This window comes from Streptomyces sp. NPDC001480 (assembly GCF_042894725.1).
In the GTDB taxonomy this organism is placed as follows: domain Bacteria; phylum Actinomycetota; class Actinomycetes; order Streptomycetales; family Streptomycetaceae; genus Streptomyces.
Window position 1 is genome coordinate 174,170 of sequence record NZ_JBIAVX010000004.1, and the last position, 22,801, is coordinate 196,970.

The 22,801-nt window shown below is 72.2% G+C and carries 18 protein-coding genes; 12 read left to right on the forward strand and 6 right to left on the reverse strand.

Annotated elements, in window-relative coordinates; all coding sequences use genetic code 11:
- Nucleotides 1-21: 21 nt before the first annotated feature.
- Complete coding sequence (locus ACFY01_RS11155) at nt 22-975, reverse strand: D-alanyl-D-alanine carboxypeptidase family protein (protein ID WP_390735412.1); 954 nt, start codon at nt 973-975, stop codon at nt 22-24.
- Nucleotides 976-1,136: 161 nt separating this feature from the next.
- On the opposite strand from ACFY01_RS11155, the gene ACFY01_RS11160 reads away from it, so the two are divergent.
- The 5 genes from ACFY01_RS11160 (at nt 1,137) to ACFY01_RS11180 (ending at nt 8,791) form a co-directional block, all read left to right on the forward strand.
- Nucleotides 1,137-2,081, forward strand: coding sequence for a hypothetical protein (locus tag ACFY01_RS11160; RefSeq protein ID WP_390735413.1), 945 nt, complete (start codon nt 1,137-1,139; stop codon nt 2,079-2,081).
- A 61-nt stretch (nt 2,082-2,142) separates the two neighbouring features.
- On the forward strand, nt 2,143-3,609 hold the full coding sequence (locus tag ACFY01_RS11165) for a 3' terminal RNA ribose 2'-O-methyltransferase Hen1 (RefSeq protein WP_390735414.1): 1,467 nt from the start codon (nt 2,143-2,145) through the stop codon (nt 3,607-3,609).
- On the forward strand, nt 3,606-6,170 hold the full coding sequence (locus ACFY01_RS11170; RefSeq protein ID WP_390735415.1) for a polynucleotide kinase-phosphatase: 2,565 nt from the start codon (nt 3,606-3,608) through the stop codon (nt 6,168-6,170). The genes ACFY01_RS11165 and ACFY01_RS11170 overlap by 4 nt, the downstream gene beginning before the upstream one ends.
- A 216-nt stretch (nt 6,171-6,386) precedes the next feature.
- Nucleotides 6,387-8,252 (forward strand): RiPP maturation radical SAM C-methyltransferase, encoded by a 1,866-nt coding sequence (locus ACFY01_RS11175; RefSeq protein WP_390735416.1) that lies wholly within the window; start codon nt 6,387-6,389, stop codon nt 8,250-8,252.
- Nucleotides 8,249-8,791 (forward strand): DUF5825 family protein, encoded by a 543-nt coding sequence (locus ACFY01_RS11180; protein WP_390735417.1) that lies wholly within the window; start codon nt 8,249-8,251, stop codon nt 8,789-8,791. Before ACFY01_RS11175 ends, ACFY01_RS11180 begins: the two co-directional genes overlap by 4 nt.
- A 9-nt stretch (nt 8,792-8,800) precedes the next feature.
- On the opposite strand, the gene ACFY01_RS11185 is transcribed toward ACFY01_RS11180, so the two are convergent.
- Together ACFY01_RS11185 and ACFY01_RS11190 are read right to left on the reverse strand one after the other, a co-directional pair.
- Nucleotides 8,801-9,700 carry a hypothetical protein gene (locus ACFY01_RS11185; protein WP_390735418.1) on the reverse strand — a complete coding sequence of 300 codons (900 nt, stop codon included), beginning with the start codon at nt 9,698-9,700 and terminating at the stop codon, nt 8,801-8,803.
- Complete coding sequence (locus tag ACFY01_RS11190; protein ID WP_390735419.1) at nt 9,697-10,734, reverse strand: SPFH domain-containing protein; 1,038 nt, start codon at nt 10,732-10,734, stop codon at nt 9,697-9,699. Before ACFY01_RS11190 ends, ACFY01_RS11185 begins: the two co-directional genes overlap by 4 nt.
- Nucleotides 10,735-10,858: 124 nt before the next feature.
- On the opposite strand from ACFY01_RS11190, the gene ACFY01_RS11195 reads away from it, so the two are divergent.
- The 3 genes from ACFY01_RS11195 (at nt 10,859) to ACFY01_RS11205 (ending at nt 14,772) form a co-directional block, all read left to right on the forward strand.
- Entirely contained in the window at nt 10,859-12,082 is a 1,224-nt protein-coding gene (locus tag ACFY01_RS11195; protein WP_390735420.1) for an arginine deiminase, read from the forward strand.
- Between the two features lie 96 nt (nt 12,083-12,178).
- On the forward strand, nt 12,179-13,186 hold the full coding sequence (gene argF / locus ACFY01_RS11200; protein WP_390735421.1) for an ornithine carbamoyltransferase: 1,008 nt from the start codon (nt 12,179-12,181) through the stop codon (nt 13,184-13,186).
- Nucleotides 13,187-13,320: 134 nt separating this feature from the next.
- The gene (locus ACFY01_RS11205) at nt 13,321-14,772 is read left to right on the forward strand and encodes an amino acid permease (protein WP_390735422.1); all 1,452 of its coding nucleotides are present in this window, start codon (nt 13,321-13,323) and stop codon (nt 14,770-14,772) included.
- On the opposite strand, the gene ACFY01_RS11210 is transcribed toward ACFY01_RS11205, so the two are convergent.
- Nucleotides 14,732-15,184 carry an ATP-binding protein gene (locus ACFY01_RS11210; RefSeq protein WP_390735423.1) on the reverse strand — a complete coding sequence of 151 codons (453 nt, stop codon included), beginning with the start codon at nt 15,182-15,184 and terminating at the stop codon, nt 14,732-14,734. The genes ACFY01_RS11205 and ACFY01_RS11210 overlap by 41 nt on opposite strands.
- Before the next feature lie 329 nt (nt 15,185-15,513).
- Between ACFY01_RS11210 and ACFY01_RS11215 the strand changes: the two genes are divergently transcribed.
- Together ACFY01_RS11215 and ACFY01_RS11220 are read left to right on the forward strand one after the other, a co-directional pair.
- Nucleotides 15,514-16,341 carry an enoyl-CoA hydratase family protein gene (locus ACFY01_RS11215; RefSeq protein WP_390735424.1) on the forward strand — a complete coding sequence of 276 codons (828 nt, stop codon included), beginning with the start codon at nt 15,514-15,516 and terminating at the stop codon, nt 16,339-16,341.
- 1 nt (nt 16,342) lies between these two features.
- Complete coding sequence (locus ACFY01_RS11220) at nt 16,343-18,664, forward strand: bifunctional salicylyl-CoA 5-hydroxylase/oxidoreductase (RefSeq protein ID WP_390735425.1); 2,322 nt, start codon at nt 16,343-16,345, stop codon at nt 18,662-18,664.
- 21 nt (nt 18,665-18,685) lie between these two features.
- Here ACFY01_RS11220 and ACFY01_RS11225 read toward each other — a convergent pair whose 3' ends face one another.
- Nucleotides 18,686-19,498 carry a PaaX family transcriptional regulator C-terminal domain-containing protein gene (locus ACFY01_RS11225; protein WP_390735426.1) on the reverse strand — a complete coding sequence of 271 codons (813 nt, stop codon included), beginning with the start codon at nt 19,496-19,498 and terminating at the stop codon, nt 18,686-18,688.
- 15 nt (nt 19,499-19,513) lie between these two features.
- Entirely contained in the window at nt 19,514-21,106 is a 1,593-nt protein-coding gene (locus tag ACFY01_RS11230; RefSeq protein WP_390735427.1) for an AMP-binding protein, read from the reverse strand.
- A gap of 161 nt (nt 21,107-21,267) precedes the next feature.
- On the opposite strand from ACFY01_RS11230, the gene ACFY01_RS11235 reads away from it, so the two are divergent.
- Together ACFY01_RS11235 and ACFY01_RS11240 are read left to right on the forward strand one after the other, a co-directional pair.
- Nucleotides 21,268-22,395 (forward strand): acyl-CoA dehydrogenase family protein, encoded by a 1,128-nt coding sequence (locus ACFY01_RS11235; RefSeq protein WP_390735428.1) that lies wholly within the window; start codon nt 21,268-21,270, stop codon nt 22,393-22,395.
- Nucleotides 22,392-22,790, forward strand: coding sequence for a RidA family protein (locus ACFY01_RS11240; protein ID WP_390735429.1), 399 nt, complete (start codon nt 22,392-22,394; stop codon nt 22,788-22,790). The genes ACFY01_RS11235 and ACFY01_RS11240 overlap by 4 nt, the downstream gene beginning before the upstream one ends.
- The last annotated feature ends 11 nt before the right edge of the window (nt 22,791-22,801 follow it).

A 22,801-nucleotide genomic window follows, 5' to 3' on the forward strand; every position in this document is an offset into this window, starting at 1 on the left:
GCGGCGCCGGTGTCCCGGACGTCAGCCGCGCTGTGCGAAGCCGTAGTCGAGGATCTTCGTCGCGTCCTTGAACCGCTGGTCCGCGGAGGTGTCCGCGAGGATGGCGCCCACGACCGTCTTGGAGCCGCGGGTGGCCGCGAACACCAGGCAGAACTTCGCCTCCGGTCCGGAGCCGGTCTTCACTCCGAACGCGCCCCGGTAGGTGCTCAGGAGCGTGTTGGAGTTCGTCCACGGTGCCATGGCGTGCGTTCCGCCGCCGGGCCGGTACGACTGCATGTCGTCCTTGACCTTGGTACCGACGACCTTCTTGAACGTCTTGTTCTTCAGAGCGACCCCGGCCAGCCTGGCCAGATCACGCGGCGAAGAGTAGTTGTTCCCGTTGGACACCCCGTCGAAGCCGTCGAAGTGGGTGTTCGTCAGGCCCAGTTCGCGTGCCTTGCTGTTCATCTTGCCGATGAACGACTTGGTCCGCTGGGCCGTCGTCGAACCCGTGCCGTACGTGTCCGCCAGCGCGTAGGCCGCGTCGCAGCCCGACGGGAGCAGCAGGCCGTACAGCAGGTCGCGCGTCTTCATCGAGTCGCCGAGGATCAGGTGCGCACTGGAGTAGCGCTGGGCGCCCGTCGCCGGGTCGATGACGTAGTCGGTGTACTCCTTCTTGATCTTGATCTTCTTGTCGAGGTCCACGTTCCGCTGCGACAGCACCACGAGCGCCGTCATGATCTTCGTGGTGGAGCCGGTCCGCAGCCGTCCGTCCGGCGCCTTGCCGAAGAGCTGCCTGCCGGTGGCCGAGTTCATGGCGTACGCGCCCTGGGCCGACACCTGCGGCGCCGCCGTGGCGGTCCGCGCGGTGGCGACGGACGGCGCCGTGGCCGCCTGGGCGGGAGCGGTCGCGAGGACCCCCGCGCCCAGGACGGCACCGGCCGCCACCGCGACGGCGGCTCTCCTGCGTACCCGGGCTCCCTGGCCGATGGTCATGGTTCCCCCTTCTGTCAGTGGTCAGTTGACGAGCAGTCAGTTCATCAGAACCGGGCCCGGACGGCCATAACGGAGATCACATGACCCTTCTGTGAACGGCTTGTGCCGGAACTGTGGGCTCCATCACGGCGCGCATGATCCAGGGCTGGTCGTATGAGCCGGTGCGTAAACTCCTCCCGCTCGCTCTCACCGGCCTGCTCGCCGTGTCGGCATGCCAGTTCGCCGGCGACGACGCCGACGACGCCGACGGCGGGGCCCACCGCCTCAACACCATGAAGGCGCTCCCGCTACAGGCCTACATTCCGGACCCGACGTCCCGGGACGCAAAGGCCGTCGGCGAGGCGCAGTGGATCCTGGCCAAGCAGTGCATGGTCCGACTCGGGTTCAGCGGCTTCAAGTCGCTCGACATCAGGACGGTGGAGTCGACGTACCCGGTCCGCGAGGGCACCGTCACGAGCAGCATCAAGGTCGGCGACGACAGCCCGTACGGCGTGGACGATCCCGACCTGGCGGCCGAGCACGGCTACCACAACCGGCAGCAGGGGTCCGGCGATCAGCCCAGGGAGTGGGCCGCCGACCAGTACACGGCCCTGACCGGCGTCTTCGAGGCCGGCGACAGTCACCAGGCGCACGGCAACCCCATCCCCAAGGGAGGCTGCACGGGGGAGGCGACCCGGAAGATCTTCGGCCCCGATCCGAAGCCGGTGAAGGTCGGCGCCGTGAAGCTCAGCGGCTACTACTCGATCGCCATGGAGCTCTGGTACGAGGCGCACAAGCAAGCGGCGAAGGACCCCGCCTGGAAGAAGGCCGACCGGGCCTGGTCGGACTGCATGAAGCACAAGGGCCTGCACTACCCCGACCCGGACGCGGCGTCCACCGACACCGACTGGTACGGCACGGACGAGCCGTCGGGCAAGGAGAAGAAGACCGCGGCCGCCGACGCCCGGTGCAAACTCGACACCGGCTACATCCAGGCCGCGCACGCCGTCGAGACCCGCGCGCAGAAGACCGCCATCGCCAGGAACAAGAAGGCGCTGGACGACCGGCGCGCCGCCGTCGAGCGGGCCATGGCCAACGCCCGGAAGATCATCGACGACGCGTCCTGAGCGAGCAGCCGAGGGCGTAAAACATGTGGTCAGCGCGGCTCCGGGCGGGGAGACTCGGGGCATGTTCCTGACCATCGGCACAACCGGCACCTCGGAACGCCCCGCCACCGACCTCGGCTTCCTGCTGCACAAGCATCCCGAGAAGGCGCAGGCGTTCTCCACCTCCTACGGCAGGGCGCACGTCCTCTACCCCGAGGCGGACGCCGAGCGCTGCACGGCGGCGCTGCTGCTGGAGGTGGACGCGGTGGCGCTGGTGCGGCGCGGGAAGGGCAAGGGGCGCGGCGGGGCTCCCGACGCGGCGCTCGCGCAGTACGTCAACGACCGGCCGTACGCCGCATCCTCACTGCTCGCGGTGGCGCTGAGCAGCGTCTTCTCCAGCGCGATGCGCGGGGTGTGCAACGCCCGGCCCGAGCGGGCCGCCGAGCCGCTGCCGCTGCGCATCGAGGTCCCCGCGCTGCCCGCCCGCGGCGGCCCCGACCTCGTGCGCGCCCTCTTCGAGCCGCTGGGCTGGGCGGTGACCGCCGAGCCGGTCGCCCTGGACGCCGAATTCCCCGAGTGGGGCGACTCGCGTTACGTGCGGCTCGTGCTGGAGTCCTCACGGCTCACCCTCGCCGAGGCCCTGCGTCACCTCTACGTCCTGCTCCCCGTCCTCGACGACGCCAAGCACTACTGGGTCTCCTCCGACGAGGTCGACAAGCTGCTGCGCGCCGGTGAGGGCTGGCTGCCGGAGCACCCGGAGCAGAAGCTGATCACCAGCCGCTATCTGTCGCGCCGCTGGTCGCTGACCCGGCAGGCGATGGAGCGGCTGGAGCTGGTGCGGCTCGCGGAGGCCGACGACAGCGAGGTCGAGGACATCGACAACGCCGTCGAGGCCGAGACCGAGACGGAGGAGAAGCCGACCCCCCTCGCCGTGCAGCGCCGGGACGCGATCATCGCCGCGCTGAAGGAGTCCGGCGCCGCCCGCGTCCTCGACCTCGGCTGCGGCCAGGGCCAGCTGGTGCAGGCGCTGCTGAAGGACGCGCGGTTCACCGAGATCGTCGGCGTCGACGTGTCGATGCGCGCGCTGACCATCGCCTCCCGGCGTCTCAAGCTGGACCGCATGGGGGAGCGGCAGGCCTCGCGCGTCAAGCTCTTCCAGAGCTCGCTCGCGTACACCGACAACCGCCTCAAGGGCTACGACGCCGCCGTGCTCAGCGAGGTCGTCGAGCACCTCGACCTGCCCCGGCTGCCCGCCCTGGAGTACGCGGTGTTCGGCGCGGCCCGCCCGCGCACGGTCCTCGTGACCACCCCGAACGTCGAGTACAACGTCCGCTGGGAGAGCCTCCCGGCCGGCCACGTCCGGCACGGTGACCACCGCTTCGAGTGGACGCGGGAGGAGTTCCGGGCGTGGGCGCACGCGGTGGCCGAACGGCACGGCTACGGCGTGGAGTTCGTACCCGTCGGGCCGGACGACCCCGAGGTCGGGCCGCCCACGCAGATGGCCGTGTTCCGCCTGACGACGGAGAAGAAGGAGGCGAAGGCAGCATGAGTGAGGCAAGTGGGGCAAGCGGGGCGACGGAGCACAAGGGGCGGGTCCTCCCCGTCACCGACCTCTCCCTCGTCGTGCTCGTCGGCGCCTCCGGCTCCGGCAAGTCGACCTTCGCCCGCCGGCACTTCAGGCCGACCGAGGTGATCTCCTCCGACTTCTGCCGGGGCCTGGTCTCCGACGACGAGAACGACCAGAGCGCGACCGGGGACGCCTTCGACGTCCTGCACTACATCGCGGGCAAGCGCCTCGCCGCGGGCCGCCGCACGGTCGTCGACGCGACCAGCGTGCAGCAGGACGCCCGGCGGCAGCTGATCGACCTGGCCAAGCGGTACGACGTGCTGCCCATCGCCATCGTGCTGGACGTCCCGGAGGACGTCTGCGCCGCGCGCAACGCGGCCCGCACCGACCGGGCCGACATGCCGCGCCGGGTCATCCAGCGGCACATCCGCGAACTGCGCCGGTCGATACGCCACCTGGAGCGCGAGGGCTTCCGCAAGGTGCACATCCTGCGTGGCGTGGAGGACGTCGAGCACGCCACCGTCGTCACCGAGAAGCGCTTCAACGACCTCACCCACCTCACCGGTCCCTTCGACATCATCGGCGACATCCACGGCTGCGCCTCGGAGCTGGAGTCGCTGCTGGGCAAGCTGGGCTACACCGACGGCGTCCACCCGGAGGGCCGTACGGCCGTCTTCGTCGGTGACCTCGTCGACCGCGGCCCGGACAGCCCGGGGGTACTGCGCCGCGTGATGTCGATGGTGAAGTCGGGCAACGCGCTGTGCGTGCCCGGCAACCACGAGAACAAGTACGGCCGCCACCTCAAGGGCCGCAAGGTCCAGCACACCCACGGACTCGCCGAGACCATCGAGCAGATGGAGGGCGAGAGCGAGGAGTTCACGCGGGAGGTACGCGAGTTCATCGACGGTCTCGTCAGCCACTACGTCCTCGACGGCGGCCGGCTGGTCGTCTGCCACGCGGGTCTGCCCGAGAAGTACCACGGCCGCACCTCCGGCCGGGTCCGCTCGCACGCCCTGTACGGGGACACGACCGGCGAGACCGACGAGTTCGGGCTGCCGGTGCGCTACCCGTGGGCGGAGGACTACCGGGGCCGGGCGGCGGTCGTCTACGGTCACACCCCGGTACCCGAGGCCACATGGCTGAACAACACCATCTGCCTGGACACCGGCGCCGTCTTCGGCGGCAAGCTCACCGCGCTGCGCTGGCCGGAGCGCGAGCTGGTCGACGTACCGGCCGAGCGGGTCTGGTACGAGCCGGCGAGGCCGCTGCGGACCGAGGCCCCCGGCGGGCACGACGGCCGGCCCCTCGACCTCAACGACGTGCACGGCCGCCGGGTGGTGGAGACCCGGCACTCGGGCCGGGTGTCCGTCCGCGAGGAGAACGCGGCCGCGGCCCTGGAGGTCATGAGCCGCTTCGCGGTCGACCCGCGCCTGCTGCCGTACCTGCCGCCGACCATGGCACCGACGGCGACCTCGAACGTGGACGGCTACTTGGAGCACCCGGCCGAGGCCTTCGCGCAGTACGCGGCCGACGGGGTCGCCCGGGTCGTGTGCGAGGAGAAGCACATGGGCTCGCGGGCGGTGGCGCTGGTGTGCCGGGACGCGGACGCGGCGCGCAAGAGGTTCGGCGTGGACGGCCCCACGGGCTCGCTCTACACCCGTACCGGCCGTCCGTTCTTCGACGACCAGGAGGTGACCGAGGAGATCCTCGGACGCCTGCGGTCGGCCGCCGACGCGGCCGGTCTGTGGGAGGAACTCGCCACCGACTGGCTGCTGCTCGACGCCGAGCTGATGCCGTGGTCGCTGAAGGCGTCCGGGCTGCTGCGGTCGCAGTACGCGGCGGTCGGCGCCGCCTCGGGCGCGGTGTTCCCGGGTGTGCTCGCCGCGCTGGAGGGTGCCGCCGCGCGGGGCGTCGAGGTGACCGACCTGCTGGCCCGCCAGCGCGAACGGGCCTCGAACGCGGGCGCGTTCACCGACGCGTACCGGCGCTACTGCTGGACCACCGAGGGCCTGGACGGCGTACGCCTGGCGCCCTTCCAGATCCTGGCGGTCCAGGGCCGCAGCCTCGCCGCCCTGCCGCACGACGAGCAGCTCGCCCTGCTGGACCGGCTGGTGGAACACGACGGCAGCGGCCTGCTCCAGACCACCCGGCGGCTCCACGTCGACACCGGGGACCCGGAGTCGGTCCGGGCGGGCATCGACTGGTGGCTGGAGATGACCGGTCGCGGCGGCGAGGGCATGGTCGTCAAGCCGGTCGGTGCGCTGGTCAGGAACGCAGAGGGCCGGCTCGTCCAGCCCGGGATCAAGTGCCGGGGCCGTGAGTACCTGCGGATCATCTACGGTCCGGACTACACGCGCCCCGACGTCCTCGCCCGACTGCGCACCCGCTTCCTGAACCACAAGCGGTCGCTGGCGATCCGCGAGTACGCGCTGGGCCTGGAGGCGCTGGACCGGCTCGGGGACGGTGAGCCGCTGTGGCGGGTGCACGAGGCCGTGTTCGGCGTGCTCGCGCTGGAGTCGGAGCCGGTGGACCCCCGGCTGTGAGTGTCCCGGAACACCCTTGTGTCACACAGGTATCCGTCCATATGGTGGACTTCCGTAAGGCGCAAGGGTGTTCGATGTGACGCGTCTCTGGGGAGTGGACATGGAGATCAAGAAGGTCGTCGTGCGCGAGGACCGGAGCACCAGCCGCCGGCCGGCCATCCTGGAGAAACGGCCGACCCGCTGACCGGAAGACGGTAGGAAACGGCGGCGAACGGCATGCGTGTTCACTTGGTGACGATGCCGTGGCATCCGATCGACCTCCCATCACTGCAACTGGGCCTGCTGCACCAGCTGGTGCGGCAGGCCCGGCCGCGTGACGAGGTGACGGAGTTCCACGGCTCGCTGCGCTGGGCGGAGTTCCTGCTGGAGCGCTCCGGCGGCCGGCTGCGGCCCGGCGACTACGTGGAGGTCGGCAGCGACTCGATCTTCCACGGCCTCGGCGACTTCGTCTTCTCGGGCGTCCTGTACGACGACCCCGGCTGGGGGACGGCACGGCTGCGGGACTACGCGGCCGCGCGGGGTGTCTTCATCGACACCGCCCTCGCCATGCGTCCGTACGCGGCGGAGTTCATCGCCGAGGCCGCGGCCGAGGTGCTGGCGGCGGAGCCCGACGTCGTCGGGTTCACCAGCACCTTCATGCAGAACGTGGCCTCGCTGGCCCTCGCGCGTGAGCTCAAGCGCCGCCGCCCCGGGCTCGTCGTGGTCTTCGGCGGCAGCAACTGCGACGGCCCCATGGGGCACGCGCTGCACCGCAATCACCCGTTCGTGGACCAGGTGGTACGCGGGGAGGGCGAGTACGCCTTCCCCGCCCTCTTACGTCACCTGGACGACGGCACACAGCCCGTGGACGTCCCCGGCCTGTGCTGGTGGGACGGCCACACGTCGCGCGCCAACCCGGAGACCCGGCGGACGGTGGCCCCGGCCGACATCCCCTCGCCGGACTACGACCAGTGGCAGGCCGCCCTGGATGCCTCCCCGGTCGTGGAGTACGTCCACCCGAAGCTGGTCGTCGAGGGGGCGCGGGGCTGCTGGTGGGGCGAGAAGCACCACTGCACCTTCTGCGGGCTCAACGGCACCTCCATGGCCTTCCGTGCCAAACCGGGGGAGCGGCTGTGGGGCGAGATCGACCACCTGGTCCGGCGCCACCGCCTCCTCGACGTCGTCACGGTCGACAACATCATCGACATGGCGTACTTCCGGGACTTCCTGCCCCGTGTCGTCGACAGCGGCTGGGACCTGCGGCTGCACTACGAGGTCAAGTCCAACCTCACCCGCGACCAGCTCGGCCTCCTCGGCCGCTCCGGCACGGTGCACATCCAGCCCGGCATCGAGAGCCTGGGCAGCAGGGTCCTCGACCTCATGGACAAGGGCGTCACCGGCGCCCGCAACGTCCGCACCCTCAGGGAGTGCGAGAACCACTCGCTCACCTGCTCCTGGAACCTCCTGTACGGCTTCCCGGGCGAGACCGCCGAGGACTACGACCCGGTGATCGACCAGCTCCCGAACCTCGTCCACCTCCAGCCGCCCAGCGGCGCCCACCGGATCCAGCTGGAGCGGTTCAGCCCGCACTTCACCGACCCGGAGCTGGGCTTCGGCAAGCGGCGCCCGGCGCAGATGTACCAGCACGTCTACGACCTGCCCGAGGAAGAACTCACCGATCTCGTCTACCTGTTCGACACCGAGGACGCGGGCATCGGCGGCCCGGTCGAGCGGCGTCTGAAGGAGGCGGTCGCCGCGTGGCGGGCCGGGCACCCGCACTCCCGCCTGGAGTACGAGGAGGCCGGCGACGAGGAGGGGGTCCTCCTGGTCCACGACCGCCGGCACGGCCGCCCGCACACCACCCACCGCTACACCGGCTGGGCCGCGACCGCCCTGCGCCTGCTGGAGGACGGCCGCACCGAACCCGCCCTGCACCGGCTGCTGACGGCGGACGGCCACGAGGTCCCCGCCGACGCGCTCACCGCCTGGCTCCGGCAGGCCTTCGCCCTGGGCCTGCTGTTCCGCGACGGCCGGACGTACGTCTCGCTGCCCACCTGGGACGCGCCGGTCCGGCTGCCCGACGGCGCGGGGGTGACCGGATGACCGGGCCGCCCACCACCGTCCCGCACCGCGTCACCGGCCGCCGGGTCCAGGTGACCGAGCCGCTGCGGCTGGGCGCGGACGGCCGCGAGACCGCGGAGGCGGTGCGGTTCCTGCGCGACTGCCTGGGGCTGGGGCTCACCGTCACCTGGGAGGCGGCCGGCCCGGAGATCCCGTACGACGTCCGGAGCCTGCGCCACCTGCCCCCTCCGGTCGAACACCCCTACGAGCGGCCCGAATTGACCGACTGGCGGGCGCGTCACTCCCTCGGGCTGCTCTACCACCGGCGCGGCCCGGACTTCGTCACCGTGCTGGACCGCAGGGAGCCCGGCGGCGCGGCCCGGCTCACCCTGGACCACCCCGAACTGGTCGCCGCCTTCCACGCGCTCCTGGAACCCGCCCCCCTCGACGCGCTGCCCCCCGGCCGGCGGACGGCCGCCGACCTCCTGGCCGCCGAGCGGCTGGCCCTGGTCACCGACGGCTGGGCGGTGACCCTGCCGCCCCGCATCCGGCGCTGGCCCGTCCCCTGCACCGCCATCTGAGGACCGCCGTCAGCCCACCAGCCGCAGCCGCCGCCCGCAGACGCCCACCCGGACCGTCTGCCCCCAGGTGAGCTCCAGCGCGTCGCTCTCGATGCCGTCGCCGAACGCGATGAGGCGGTCGGACTCGACGGTGACCGACAGAACGGCCGAGGCCCCCAGTTCCCCGGCGACCAGGGAGGTCCCCGTGGCGGGTGACGGCCAGGCCTCGCGGACGAACCACACCAGGCGGTCCTCGGCCGGCCCGGGCAGGGCGAGGCGGCTGCCCCGCTCCTGCCACACCGACCGCAGCCACCCCGTCGCCCCCGTCCCCGTGCCCACCAGCACCCCGGAGGAGGCCTGGGCCTCGACGACACCCCCGTCGCCGTCGAGGCCCAGGCGGTAGCGGGCCGTCTGGTGGCCGGCCGCGCCGAGGTAGATCTCGTTGAGCGCGACCAGCCGCTGGGTGTCGTCGGCGACGGCCTCGACCATCGTGAGCTCCTCGGCACCGGTGCCCCGGGCCGGGACGGCCGGCAGCAGGGCCGCGGCGTCCTCGGGCCGGTGCCGCACCAGCACGCCCGGATTGCGGCCGGGGTCGGTGTCGATGCCCACCACCGGCTGGCCCGTGAGGTACTTGGCCACGTTCGCCACCAGCCCGTCCTGGCCGACCACCACGACCACGTCCTCCGGTCCGAACAGGAAACGGTCCAGATCGCCCCGCTCGACCGTGGTCTGCCGCCAGGTCAGCGGCACCGCCGAGGCGACCTCGGCGAGCGCCCGCCGGGTGCGGTGGTGGCGGCCGGCCACCTCCTCCACGGCCCGGCCCCGGGAGGCGAGGAAGAAGGCGGCCTGCCCGTGCGTGCCGTGCCGGGCCAGCAACTCCTCGTACTCCGTTCTCCGGTGGACCAGCACGGCACGCGGGGCGAGGCTCACGCCGGCTCCCCGGTGCCCAGCTTCGCGAGCAGCCCCGTCAGCACGTCCGGCGACACCGTCAGGCTGTCGATCCGCGGCAGGTTCTCGGCCAGCCGGGTCCCCGTGAGGGCGTGCAGCGTCTCGACGTCGACCTCCGCGTGCACCCGCAGCCAGGCCGCCTGCGTCTCGGCCCGCGCCGCGCCGACCTCCCGCGCACCCTCGGCCTCGGCACGGGCCAGCCGTACCGACCGCGTGGCCTCCGCCTCCGCGAGCTTGACGGTGCGCGCCGCCTCCGCCTGGGCCCGTACCGCGTCCGCCGCCGCGTGCTCCTCGGCCTCGCGGCGGGTGTTGGTGCCGCGCTGCTCGACCAACTGCTCCTCGCGGCGGGCGAGTTCGATCTGGCTGGCGAGTTCGTTCTCGGCGATCGCCCGCTCCCGCTCGACGGCCACCGCCCGCCGCTCGTAGGTCGCCCGGTCGGCCTCCTGCTGGATCTGCTCGCGCGCCGGCGTCCGCAGGGCCCGCTCCACCTCCGGTTCGGGCCGCAGCGCCACCACCCGGACGGCGACGACCTCGATGCCGGTCGCGGGGAGCCGCGGCTCCGCGCCCAGTCCCGCCGCGATCCGCTCGCGCACCGCCGTCACGCCGTCCACCAGAGCGGCCGCCAGGGGAGTACGGGCCAGCACGTCCAGGGCGTGCTGCTGGGCCGTCTCGGTCAGCAGTGTGCCCAGCTGCTCCAGCGGGGTGCCCCGCCACACACCGGTGTCCGGGTCTATGGAGAAGTCCATCCGGGCGGCGGCCACGGCCGGGTCGCTGATCCGGTAGGTCACCGTCGCCTGCACCGCCACGTCCTGGAAGTCGGCCGTGCGGGCGTGGAAGGTCATCGCCAGCTCCCGGTCGTCCACCGGAACCTCGGACAGCGCGGCGGTCAGCGAGCGGTACCAGAAGCTGAGCCCCGGGCCGTCGTGCGCCAGCGTGCCCGACCGGTGGTGCCGGATGTGCGCCGTCGGAGCGCCGCGCAGGTGGCGCCAGCCCAGGCGCCGGGTGATGTCGGCCATCGGATCCCCTCGTTCCTTTTCGTCATGAGGACGATAACCGTTGGTGCCACTTGTCGTCAATGGGACGAGAACGAGAAACCGCAATGCGAGGGTGAAACGAGAAGGTGATGGTCAGGATGGAGGCATGGGATTCCACGTCGACTCCGAGGCCGGGCGGCTGCGCCGCGTCATCCTGCACCGGCCGGATCTGGAGCTCAAAAGGCTCACCCCCAGCAACAAGGACGCCCTCCTCTTCGACGACGTGCTCTGGGTCCGCCGGGCGCGCGCCGAACACGACGGGTTCGCGGACGTGCTGCGCGACCGCGGGGTCACCGTCCACCTCTTCGGCGATCTGCTGGCCGAGGCCCTGGACGTCCCCGAGGCCAGGTCGCTCGTCCTGGACCGGGTCTTCGACGAGAAGGAGTACGGCCCCCTCGCCACCGACCACCTCCGTGCCGCGTTCGAGACCCTGCCCACGCCCGAGCTGGCCGAGGCGCTGATCGGCGGCATGACCAAGCGGGAGTTCCTGGAGGCGCACGCGGAGCCCACCTCCGTCCGCTTCCATGTGATGGACCTCGACGACTTCCTCCTGGAGCCCCTGCCCAACCACCTGTTCACCCGGGACACCTCCGCCTGGATCTACGACGGGGTCGCCATCAACGCCATGCGGCTGCCCGCCCGGCAGCGCGAGACCGTGCACTTCGAGGCGATCTACCGGCACCACCCGCTGTTCCGCGACGAGGCGTTCCGCGTCTGGTCCCGGGGACAGGCCGACTACCCGTCCACCATCGAGGGCGGCGACGTCCTGGTGATCGGCAACGGCGCGGTCCTCATCGGCATGAGCGAGCGCACCACCCCGCAGGCCGTGGAGATGCTCGCGCACAAGCTGTTCGCCGCCGGCTCGGCGAGCACGATCGTGGCCCTGGACATGCCCAAGCGGCGCGCCTTCATGCACCTGGACACCGTGATGACCATGGTGGACGGCGACACGTTCACCCAGTACGCCGGGCTCGGCATGCTCCGCTCGTACACGATCGAACCGGGCGCCGGGGACAAGGAGCTCAAGGTCACCGACCACCCTGCCGAACACATGCACCGCGCGATCGCCGCCGCGCTGGGGCTGAGCGAGATCCGGGTGCTCACCGCCACCCAGGACGTGCACGCGGCCGAGCGCGAGCAGTGGGACGACGGCTGCAACGTGCTGGCGGTCGAGCCCGGGGTCGTCGTCGCCTACGAGCGCAACTCCACCACCAACACCCATCTGCGCAAACAAGGCATCGAGGTGATAGAGATCCCAGGCAGCGAGCTGGGGCGGGGCAGGGGCGGGCCGCGCTGCATGAGCTGCCCCGTCGAACGGGCGGCCGTATAGACATGGGTGGCTGTAAAGACATGGATGGGTGTATAGAAATGTGTAACATCGTATAGACTTCCAGGGTTCCTGTTCCCGTCCCCCCGGAGCGCCCCCATGGCGACAGTCCCGACCGCCCTCGCCGGCCGCCACTTCCTCAAGGAGCTGGACTTCACCGACGAGGAGTTCCGCGGCCTGGTCGAGCTGGCCGCCGAGCTGAAGGCCGCCAAGAAGGCGGGGAGTGAGCCGCGGTACCTGCGGGGCAGGAACATCGCGCTGATCTTCGAGAAGACCTCGACGCGCACCCGCTGCGCCTTCGAGGTCGCCGCCGCCGACCAGGGCGCCGCCACGACGTACCTCGACCCCTCCGGCTCGCAGATCGGGCACAAGGAGTCCGTGAAGGACACCGCGCGCGTCCTCGGCCGCATGTTCGACGCCATCGAGTACCGGGGCGACAGCCAGGCCAATGTCGAGGAGCTGGCCGCGTACGCCGGCGTCCCCGTCTACAACGGGCTCACCGACGACTGGCACCCCACCCAGATGCTCGCCGACGTGCTCACCATGACCGAGCACTGCGCGGGGCCGCTCGGCGGGACCGCCTTCGCCTACCTCGGTGACGCCCGCTTCAACATGGGCAACTCCTACCTGGTCACCGGTGCCCTGCTCGGCATGGACGTGCGGATCGTGGCGCCCAGGGAGTACTGGCCCGCCGAGGACGTCGTCGGCCACGCCCGCAAGCTCGCCGAGGGCAGCGGCGCCCGCATCACCCTCACCGAGCAGGTCACCGAGGGCGTCGCCGGCGCGGACTTCGTCGCCACCGACGTCTGGGTCTCCATGGGCGAGCCCAAGGAGGTCTGGGCCGAGCGCATCGCCGCACTGAAGCCGTACGCGGTGACCATGGACGTGCTGCGCGCCACCGGCAACCCGGACGTGAAGTTCCTGCACTGCCTGCCGGCCTTCCACGACCTCGGCACCAAGGTCGGGCGCGAGATCCACGAGACCTACGGCCTGACCTCGCTGGAGGTGACGGACGAGGTCTTCGAGTCGAAGCACTCGGTCGTCTTCGACGAGGCCGAGAACCGGCTGCACACCATCAAGGCGGTCCTCGTCGCCACCCTGGCCTGATCCACTTCGCCAGGCTTTTCCCACCCGTCCCACCAGGCCTTATCCTGACCGGCGGCCCGGAGCCACCCCTTCCAGGGCCACCGTCGCGACGAACCCGGTCGCACCCCGCACCACCAGAAACGAGCACCACCCGCATGCCCGCTCCCCGTATCAAGCCCCCCGCGCTCCTCGTCGCCGAATCCGGCGCCGACCGCCAAGGCCACGGCCTCAAGCGCACCATGGGCCTCTTCCAGCTGATCTGCTTCGGCGTCGGCGCGATCGTCGGCACCGGAATCTTCGTCGGCCTGTCCGACTCGGTCGCCCAGGCCGGTCCGGCCGTCGTCGTCTCCTTCGTCCTCGCGGCGATCACCTGCGTCTTCACCGCCTTCTCCTTCGCCGAGCTGGGCGGGGCCATCCCGGTCTCCGGTTCGTCGTACTCCTTCGCCTACGCCGGGCTCGGCGAGTCGACCGCCTTCCTGGTCGGCTGGTGCCTGCTGCTGGAGTACGGCATCTCCATCTCGGCGGTCGCCGTCGGCTGGAGCCAGTACGTCAACGAACTCCTGCACAGCCTCACCGGCCTCCAGCTGCCCGTCGCCCTCAGCGCCGGACCGGGCGACGGCGGAGTGGTCAACCTGCCCGCCGTGATCGTCATCGCCATGGGCTGTGTGCTGCTGGTGCGCGGCGTCAGGGAGAGCGCCGGGGCCACCGCCGTCATGGCCGCCGTCAAGATCGCCATCCTCGTCGCCTTCTGCGCCATCGGCTTCAGCGCCTTCAAGGACGGCAACCTCACGCCGTTCGCGCCCGCCGGCCTCGGCGGCATCGGCGCGGGCACCACGGCCGCGTTCTTCTCGTACATCGGCTTCGACGCGATCACCACCGCCGGCGAGGAGGCGAAGAACCCCCGCCGGGACATCCCGGTGGCGATCCTCGTCTGCATGGGCGTGGTCACCCTGCTGTACTGCGCGGTCGCGCTCGCCGCGACCGGCGCCATCGGCGGCGACCAGGTCGCCGGCCGGCCCGCCGCGCTGTCGTACGTCGTGGGCGAGGTCACGGGTTCGGCCGTCGGCGGCGGGGTGATCGCCTTCGGCGCGGTCGTCGCCATCGCCTCCGTGGTGCTCGCCGTGATGTACGGCCAGACCCGCATCCTGATGTCGATGTCCCGGGACGGGCTGATCCCGGGCGTCTTCGAGAAGGTGTCGCCGAAGACCGCCACCCCGGTCGCCGGCACGCTGATCGTCGCAGGCGTCTTCGCGGTCCCGGCGGCCTTCGCCTCGCTGGACGCCGTGATGAACCTGTGCACCATCGGCACGCTCGCCATCATGGCCGTCGTCAACGTCTCGGTGATCGCCCTGCGCCGCCGTGAGCCCGGCCTCGCCCGCAGCTTCCGGGTGCCGCTGTACCCGGTCGTCCCGCTGCTCGGCGTCGGCTTCTGCCTGTACCTGATGTACGAGACGGGCTGGACGACCTGGATCCAGTTCGCGGTGTTCCTGGCGGTGGGCTTCGGTGTGTACGCCGGCTACGGGCGCCGGAAGTCCCGGCTGGCCGTCGGCGAGGCCCCGGCCGGGGTCACACGGGACGCCGCTGAGCGGGCACCACAGGCAGTCTGAACCACACCGCCTTGCCCGCCTCGGTGGGCCGGTGCCCGCAGGCCGAGCTGAGGGCGCGGATCAGCAGCAGACCGCGCCCGCCCTCCTGCCAGGGGTCGGGGGGCTCGACGACGGCACGGGTGAGATGGCCGGGCGGCGCGGGGTCCGGGTCGTGCACCTCGACCCGGCAACCGGTGGGCGCGAGCTCCACCACCAGCTCGATCGGGCCGGTGCCCGCGGTGTGCTCCACCGCGTTGGCCACCAGCTCCGCCGTGAGCAGCTCCGCGGTGTCGCAGTCGGCCGCGTGCTCCTGCTCGGCCAGCGCCGTGCGGACCAGCGCACGGGCCACCGGCACCGCGGCGGCGGTGTGCGGCAGCGCGACGCGCCAGGAGGCGGGGGCTGAGGGGCGTTCGTACAAGGCGGATCCGTTCATGGAGCAGGCAATCCTGCTTTCAACCGTATGCATGGTACGGGGCCCGACCACAGAGTCCCTCGACGGGCACCGCAGGGAGCTTCGGCCCCCGGTACCGGCGGCTTACCCAGGCCAACGCCCCGCCTCTCGCACGAGGTCCCGCTGTTACCGGAGTGTCGACTTCCTGTGACCGATGTGACCGATGTGACCGGGCTCATGCCCACCCCTGTCCGTGTCGTGCCCACCCGCTCTGTCGCGTACTCATGACGACAGTCACAAACAGGTGATAGCTTCGTGGGGTAGAGCCAGCATGAGTCACGTGGCACCGCTGCCCAGGGAGGCCGCACGTCATGAGTCCCTTCACCGGCTCCGCCGCCCGCACCGCCCACTGGGAGCACCTGAGCGTCGCGCTCGCGGACGGGGTCGCCACCGTCACCCTGGCCCGTCCCGACAAGCTCAACGCCCTCACCTTCGGCGCCTACGCCGACCTGCGCGACCTGCTCGCCGAGCTGTCCCGCGAACGGTCGGTCCGGGCCCTGGTGCTGGCCGGCGAGGGCCGCGGGTTCTGCTCCGGCGGCGACGTCGACGAGATCATCGGCGCCACCCTCGCCATGGACACCGCCCAGCTGCTCGACTTCAACCGGATGACCGGGCAGGTCGTGCGGGCCGTACGGGAGTGCCCCTTCCCGGTGATCGCGGCCGTGCACGGGGTCGCGGCGGGGGCGGGAGCGGTCCTGGCCCTGGCGGCGGACTTCCGGGTGGCCGACCCGAGCGCCCGGTTCGCGTTCCTCTTCACCCGGGTCGGCCTGTCCGGCGGCGACATGGGGGCGGCCTACCTGCTGCCCCGCGTGGTCGGCCTCGGCCACGCCACCCGCCTGCTGATGCTGGGCGAGCCCGTACGGGCACCCGAGGCCGAGCGGATCGGCCTGGTCAGCCAGATGACCGAGGAGGGCCGCGCGGACGAAGCGGCGCAGGCCCTGGCCCGCCGCCTCGCCGACGGCCCCGCCCTGGCACACGCCCAGACCAAGGCCCTCCTCACGGCCGAACTGGACATGCCCCTCGCGGCAGCGGTCGAGCTGGACGCCTCGACACAGGCGCTGCTGATGAACGGCGAGGACTATGCGGAGTTCCACGCGGCGTTCACCGAGAAGCGCTCCCCGAAGTGGCGCGGGAGGTGACATGAAGGTCGCCGTGATCGGTGGTGGCCCCGGCGGCCTGTACGCCGCCGCGTTGCTCAAGCGCCTCGACCCCACCCGCGAGATCACCCTCTGGGAACGCAACGCCCCCGACGACACCTTCGGCTTCGGAGTGGTCCTCTCCGACGAGACCCTCGGCGGCATAGAACACGCCGACCCCGTGGTCTACGAGGCCCTCCAGAGGGACTTCGTCCGCTGGGACGACATAGACATCGTCCACCGCACCACCCGCCAGACCTCCTCAGGACACGGCTTCGCCGCCCTCGGCAGGAAGCGCCTCCTGGAGATCCTGCACCAGCGGTGCCGAGACCTCGGCGTGGAACTGCGCTTCCGCAGCGAGGCCCCCTACCCGGCCTGGCTCTCCGAGGCGTACGACCTCGTCATCGCCGCCGACGGTGTGCACAGCACCACCCGCGAGGCCTACGCCCATGTGTTCCGGCCCCATGTGGCCACGCACCGCTGCCGTTACATCTGGCTCGCCGCCGACTTCGCGTTCGACGCCTTCCGCTTCGAGATCGCCGAGACCGAGCACGGCGTGATGCAGCTGCACGGCTACCCCTATGCCCACCCGTCTCCCGACCACCACCCCTCAACGAGGCCCTCCGGGCCGCAGAATCAATTCGGCGCCTCCACCGTGATCGTCGAGATGCGCGAGGAGGTGTGGCGGGCCGCCGGTTTCGAGGAGATGGACGAGCAGCAGTCCGTCGAGCGCTGCGCCAAGCTCTTCGCCGACGCACTCGGCGGGCGCCCGCTGCGCTCCAACAACTCCGCCTGGACCACCTTCCGCACGGTCGTCAACGACCGCTGGTCCTGCGGCAACGTCGTCCTCCTCGGCGACGCCGCCCACACCGCCCACTTCTCCATCGGCTCCGGCACCAAGCTCGCCGTCGAGGACGCCCTCGCGCTCGCCGCCTGCCTGACGGAACAGCCCACCCTGGCCGAGGCGCTGACCGCGTACGAGGCGGAGCGCAGGCCCGTCGTCGCCTCGACCCAGCGCGCCGCCCGCGCCAGCCTCGAATGGTTCGAGAACCTCCGGCTGTACCTCGGCCAGCCGCCCCGCCAGTTCGCCTTCAACCTGCTCACCCGCAGCCGCCGGGTCACCCACGACAACCTCCGGCTGCGCGACGCCCGCTTCACCGGGGCCGTGGAGCACGAGTTCGGCTGCCCGCCCGGCACGCCCCCCATGTTCACCCCGTTCCGGCTGCGCGGCCTGACCCTGCGCAACCGGGTCGTCGTCTCACCCATGGACATGTACTCGGCGAAGGACGGCGTCCCCGGTGACTTCCACCTCGTCCACCTCGGCTCCCGGGCCCTCGGCGGCGCCGGGCTGGTGATGACCGAGATGGTGTGCGTGAGCGAGGAGGGCAGGATCACCCCCGGCTGCACCGGCCTGTACACCGGCAGGCAGGCCGAGGCCTGGCGGCGGATCACCGACTTCGTGCACGCGCAGGCCCCGGGTACCGCGGTCGGCGTGCAGCTCGGCCACTCCGGCCGCAAGGGCTCGACCCGGCTGATGTGGGAGGGCATCGACGAACCGCTGCCCGACGGCAACTGGCCGGTCGTGGCCGCCTCCCCGCTGCCGTACAAGGCGGGCAGCCAGATCCCGCGCCAGCTCTCCCGCGCGCAACTGACCGACATCCGCGAGCAGTTCGCGGCCGCCGCCTGGCGGGCCGCCCGCGCCGGTTTCGACCTGCTCGAACTGCACTGCGCGCACGGCTATCTGCTCTCCGGTTTCCTCTCCCCGCTGACCAACCTGCGCACGGACGCCTACGGCGGCTCACCGGAGAAACGGCTCCGTTTCCCGCTGGAGGTCTTCGACGCGGTCCGCGGGGTGTGGCCGGCGGAGAAGCCCATGACCGTGCGGATCTCCGCCACCGACTGGGCCGAGGGCGGCGTCACCGCCGAGGACGCCGTCCGGATCGCCCGCGCCTTCGCCGCGCACGGCGCCGACGCGATCGACGTCTCGACCGGACAGGTGGTCGCCGAGGAGCGGCCGGAGTACGGGCGCTCGTACCAGACACCGTTCGCGGACCGCATCCGGAACTCGGCGGGCGTCCCGGTGATCGCGGTCGGCGCGATCTCCTCCTGGGACGACGTCAACTCCCTGATCCTGGCGGGCCGCACGGACCTGTGCGCGCTGGCCCGCCCGCACCTGTACGACCCGCACTGGACGCTGCACGCGGCGGCCGAGCAGGGCTACGAGGGCCCGGGCGTGGTCTGGCCCGCGCCCTACCGGGCGGGCAGCCGGCGCCCGCAGACCGGACGCACGGACGCCCCCAGACCCCGGCTCACCCTGGGCCGCTGACCCCTGCCCCGGCCGCGACGGTCACACTTCGGCGAAGGCCGCCCCGGCCTCCCTGAGCCGCTCGTGCAGCCCCTGGAACACCGCCGCGGAGCGCGCCCCCGGCCAGTCGGCGGGCAGCAGCCGGGCGGGCAGGCCGGGGTCGGTGTAGGGCAGGTGGCGCCAGGAGTCGAGGGCGAGGAGGTAGTCGCGGTAGGCCTCCTCGGGCGGGGTGTCCGAGCGGCGCTCCCAGGCGTGCAGCACGGGGGCGTGCACATCGAGGAACGCCTCGTGCGCCTTGGCGATCGCCGCCAGGTCCCACCAGCGGGCGACCGCCTCGACGGTGGGCGCGAAGCCCAGGTGGTCGCCGCGGAAGAAGTCGACGTACGGATCGAGCCCGAGGCGCTGGAGGGTGTGCCGGGTCTCCTCGTGCAGCCGGGCCGGTGCGATCCACACCCCCGGGGCCGCCGTGCCGAAGCCCAGGCCGGCCAGCCGGGAACGCAGCACGTGCCGCTTCTGCCGCTCCGACTCCGGCACCGAGAACACCGCGAGCACCCAGCCCTCGTCCTGCGGGGCCGCCGTGGCGTAGATGCGCCGGTCGCCGTCGTCCAGCAGCTGCACGGCCTCGGGTGAGAGCGCGTACCCGGCCGCGCCCTGGGCGGTGCGGGCCGGCAGCAGCAGCCCGCGCCGTTTCAGACGCGACACCGACGAGCGCACGGAGGGCGCGTCCACGCCGACCGCGGCCAGCAGTCTGATCAGCTCGGCGACGGGCACCGGGCCGGGCATGAAGCGGCCGTACGCGCCGTAGAGCGTGACGATGAGGGACCGGGGGGCGTGCTGCTCGGACACGTTGATCATTTTAGGTCTTCGGCATCACTGCTGGTCACTTTTGGTGCGCAGCCGGAATCGCTGGAGCTTGCCGGTGGCGGTGCGTGGCAGCGCGTCCAGGAAGACGAACTCGCGCGGGCACTTGTACGGCGCCAGCTCGGACCTGACGAAGGCGCGCAGCGCCTCCGCGTCCCGCGCCGCGCCCTCCCGCACCACGGCGTACGCCACCACGATCTGTCCGCGCGCCTCGTCCGGCCGTCCCACGACCGCCGCCTCCACCACGTCCGGGTGGCGCAGCAGCGCGTCCTCCACCTCCGGGCCGGCGATGTTGTAACCCGCGGAGATGATCATGTCGTCGGCGCGGGCCACGTAGCGGAAGTACCCGTCGCCGTCCCGGACGTACGTGTCACCGGTGAGGTTCCAGCCGTCGCGGACGTACTCCCGTTGCCGCGGGTCGGCGAGATAGCGGCAGCCGATCGGTCCGCGTACCGCCAGCAGACCGGGCTCACCGTCGGGCAGCGGGTTGCCGTGCCCGTCCTGCACGCGGGCCTGCCAGCCCGGTACCGGCAGTCCGGTCGTCCCGGGCCGGATGTGTTCGTCGGCGGCCGAGACGAAGATGTGCAGCAGCTCGGTGGCGCCGATGCCGTTGATGACGCGCAGGCCGGTGCGCTCGTGCCAGGCCTGCCAGGTGGCGGCGGGCAGGTTCTCGCCGGCGGAGACACAGCGCCGCAGGGACGACAGGTCGTGGCCGGCGGGCTCCTGGAGCATCGCCCGGTACGCGGTCGGCGCGGTGAACAGCACCGACACGCGGTGCGCGGCGATCGCGGGCAGCAACTGCCTGGGTCCGGCCTGTTCGAGGAGCAGGGAGCTGGCCCCGGCCCGCATCGGGAAGACGACCAGCCCGCCGAGGCCGAAGGTGAAGCCCAGCGGGGGACTGCCGGTGAAGACGTCGTCCGCCCGGGGTCTGAGCACATGCCGGGAGAAGGTGTCGGCGATCGCGAGCACGTCGCGGTGGAAGTGCATGCATCCCTTGGGCCGACCGGTGGTGCCGGAGGTGAACGCGATCAGCGCCACGTCGTCGCAGGCGGTGTCCACGGCCCGGTACGGCGCCGCGGGCGTCGCACGGTTGAGGAGGTCGTCCGGCGCGTCCCCGCCGTACGTCGTGATCCTGAGGCCCGGTATCTCGGCCTTCGCCAGGTCGTCCACGGCCCGGATGTCGCACAGGGCGTGCCCCACCCGGGCGATCTCACACATCGTCGCCAGCTCGTGCGGCCGCTGCTGGGCCAGCACGGTGACCGCGACCGCGCCCGCCTTCAGCACCGCCAGCCAGCAGGCGGCGAGCCACGGCGTGGTCGGGCCGCGCAGCAGGACGCGGTTGCCCGGGACCACCCCGAGGTCGCGGGTGAGGACGTGGGCCACATGGTCGACGCGGGCGCGCAGGTCGCCGTACGTCCACGACGGGCCCTCGGCGGTGTGGAACACCGGACGGCCGGGGTCGGCGTGGTCCAGCAGCTCGGCCGCGCAGTTCACCCGGTCGGGGTAACGCAGCTCAGGCAGGTCGAAGCGCAGTTCGGGCCATTCGCCGGGCGGCGGGAGGTGGTCGCGCGCGAAGGTGTCGACGTGGGCCGAGACATGCATGGCGGTTCGCCCCCTTGCCGGACAGGCCTTGACGGTGGGCTCGCGCAAGCGAGCGTATCGCGTTGGTGACGACAGTCAACCTGACGCGATACCGTCGGGGGAGAGGCGAGGAGAGACACGAAGCAAGACCCGAGGAGTGACACGGGAGAGGGGACCGGCGAATGCCCGCATTCTCACTCGAACCGGAGCAGACGGCCTGGTGTGCCGAACTGCGCACCCTGGCCGCCGAACGGCTGCGCCCGCTCGCCGAGAAGGGCGAGCCGGGCCGCGTCAACCGCCCGCTCGTCGCCGAACTCGGCCGCCTCGGTCTCCTGGCCCGCCTGTTCACCTCCGGCGCGCTCGACCTGTGCCTGATGCGCGAGTCGCTCGCCCAGACCTGCACCGAGGCCGAGACCGCCCTGGCCCTCCAGGGCCTGGGCGCCCACCCGGTCCACGCCCACGGCACCCCGGCCCAGCGGGAGCACTGGCTGCCCCGGGTGGCCGACGGCGGCGCGGTGGCCGCCTTCGCCCTGAGCGAGCCCGGGGCGGGGTCGGACGCGGCGGCCCTGTCGCTCACGGCCCGGCCCGACGGGCCCGGGCGCTGGCGGCTCACCGGCGAGAAGTGCTGGATCTCCAACGCACCCGAGGCCGACCTCTACACCGTGTTCGCGCGCACCACCCCCGGAGCGGGCGCCCGCGGCGTGACCGCCTTCCTGGTGCCCGCCGACCGCCCCGGACTGACCGGCGCCGCGCTGGAGATGCTCTCCCCGCACCCCATCGGCAGCCTGGACTTCGACGCCGTACCCGTCACCGCGGACGACGTCCTCGGCGAGCCGGACCGCGGCTTCCGGGTGGCCATGGGCACCCTCAACCTCTTCCGGCCCAGCGTGGGCGCCTTCGCGGTCGGCATGGCACAGGCGGCGCTGGACGCCGCCCTCGCCCATACCGCGCGCCGCGAGGCCTTCGGCGGCAGACTCGGCGACCTCCAGACGGTCGCCCACCGGGTCGCGGAGATGGCGCTGCGCACGGACGCGGCACGCCTGATGGTGTACGCGGCGGCGACCGCGTACGACGCCGGCGACCCTGACGTCCCCAAGCGCTCGGCGATGGCGAAACTGCTCGCCACCGAGACCGCGCAGTACGTCGTCGACGCGGCCGTCCAGCTGCACGGCGCCCGCGCCCTGCGCCGCGGCCACCTCCTCGAACACCTCTACCGCGAGGTGCGCGCCCCGCGCGTCTACGAGGGCGCCAGCGAGGTGCAACGCGGGATCATCGCCAAGGAGCTGTACGCCCACGTGGAGGCCCGATGACCGTCGAGCGCGTCAACCCGCCCGAGCTCTCCCCGCCCACCGGCTTCTCCCACGCGGTCGTCGCCACCGGGAGCCGGATCGTCTTCCTCGCGGGCCAGACCGCGCTCGACCCCGACGGCAAGGTCCTCGGCGACACCCTCCCCGAACAGTTCGAGCAGGCCCTCGGCAACCTGTTCACCGCCCTGCGCGCGGCCGGCGGCACCCCCGACCGCCTCGCCCGCGTCACCGTCTACACCACCGACGTCGCCGCCTACCGCCGCCACGCGCCCGAACTGGGACGCGTCTGGCGGAGGCTGGCCGGCCGCGACTACCCCGCGATGGCCGTCGTGGAGGTCGTACGACTGTGGGACGAACGGGCGACGGTGGAACTCGACGGGTTCGCCGTGCTCCCATGACGGGACCGAGC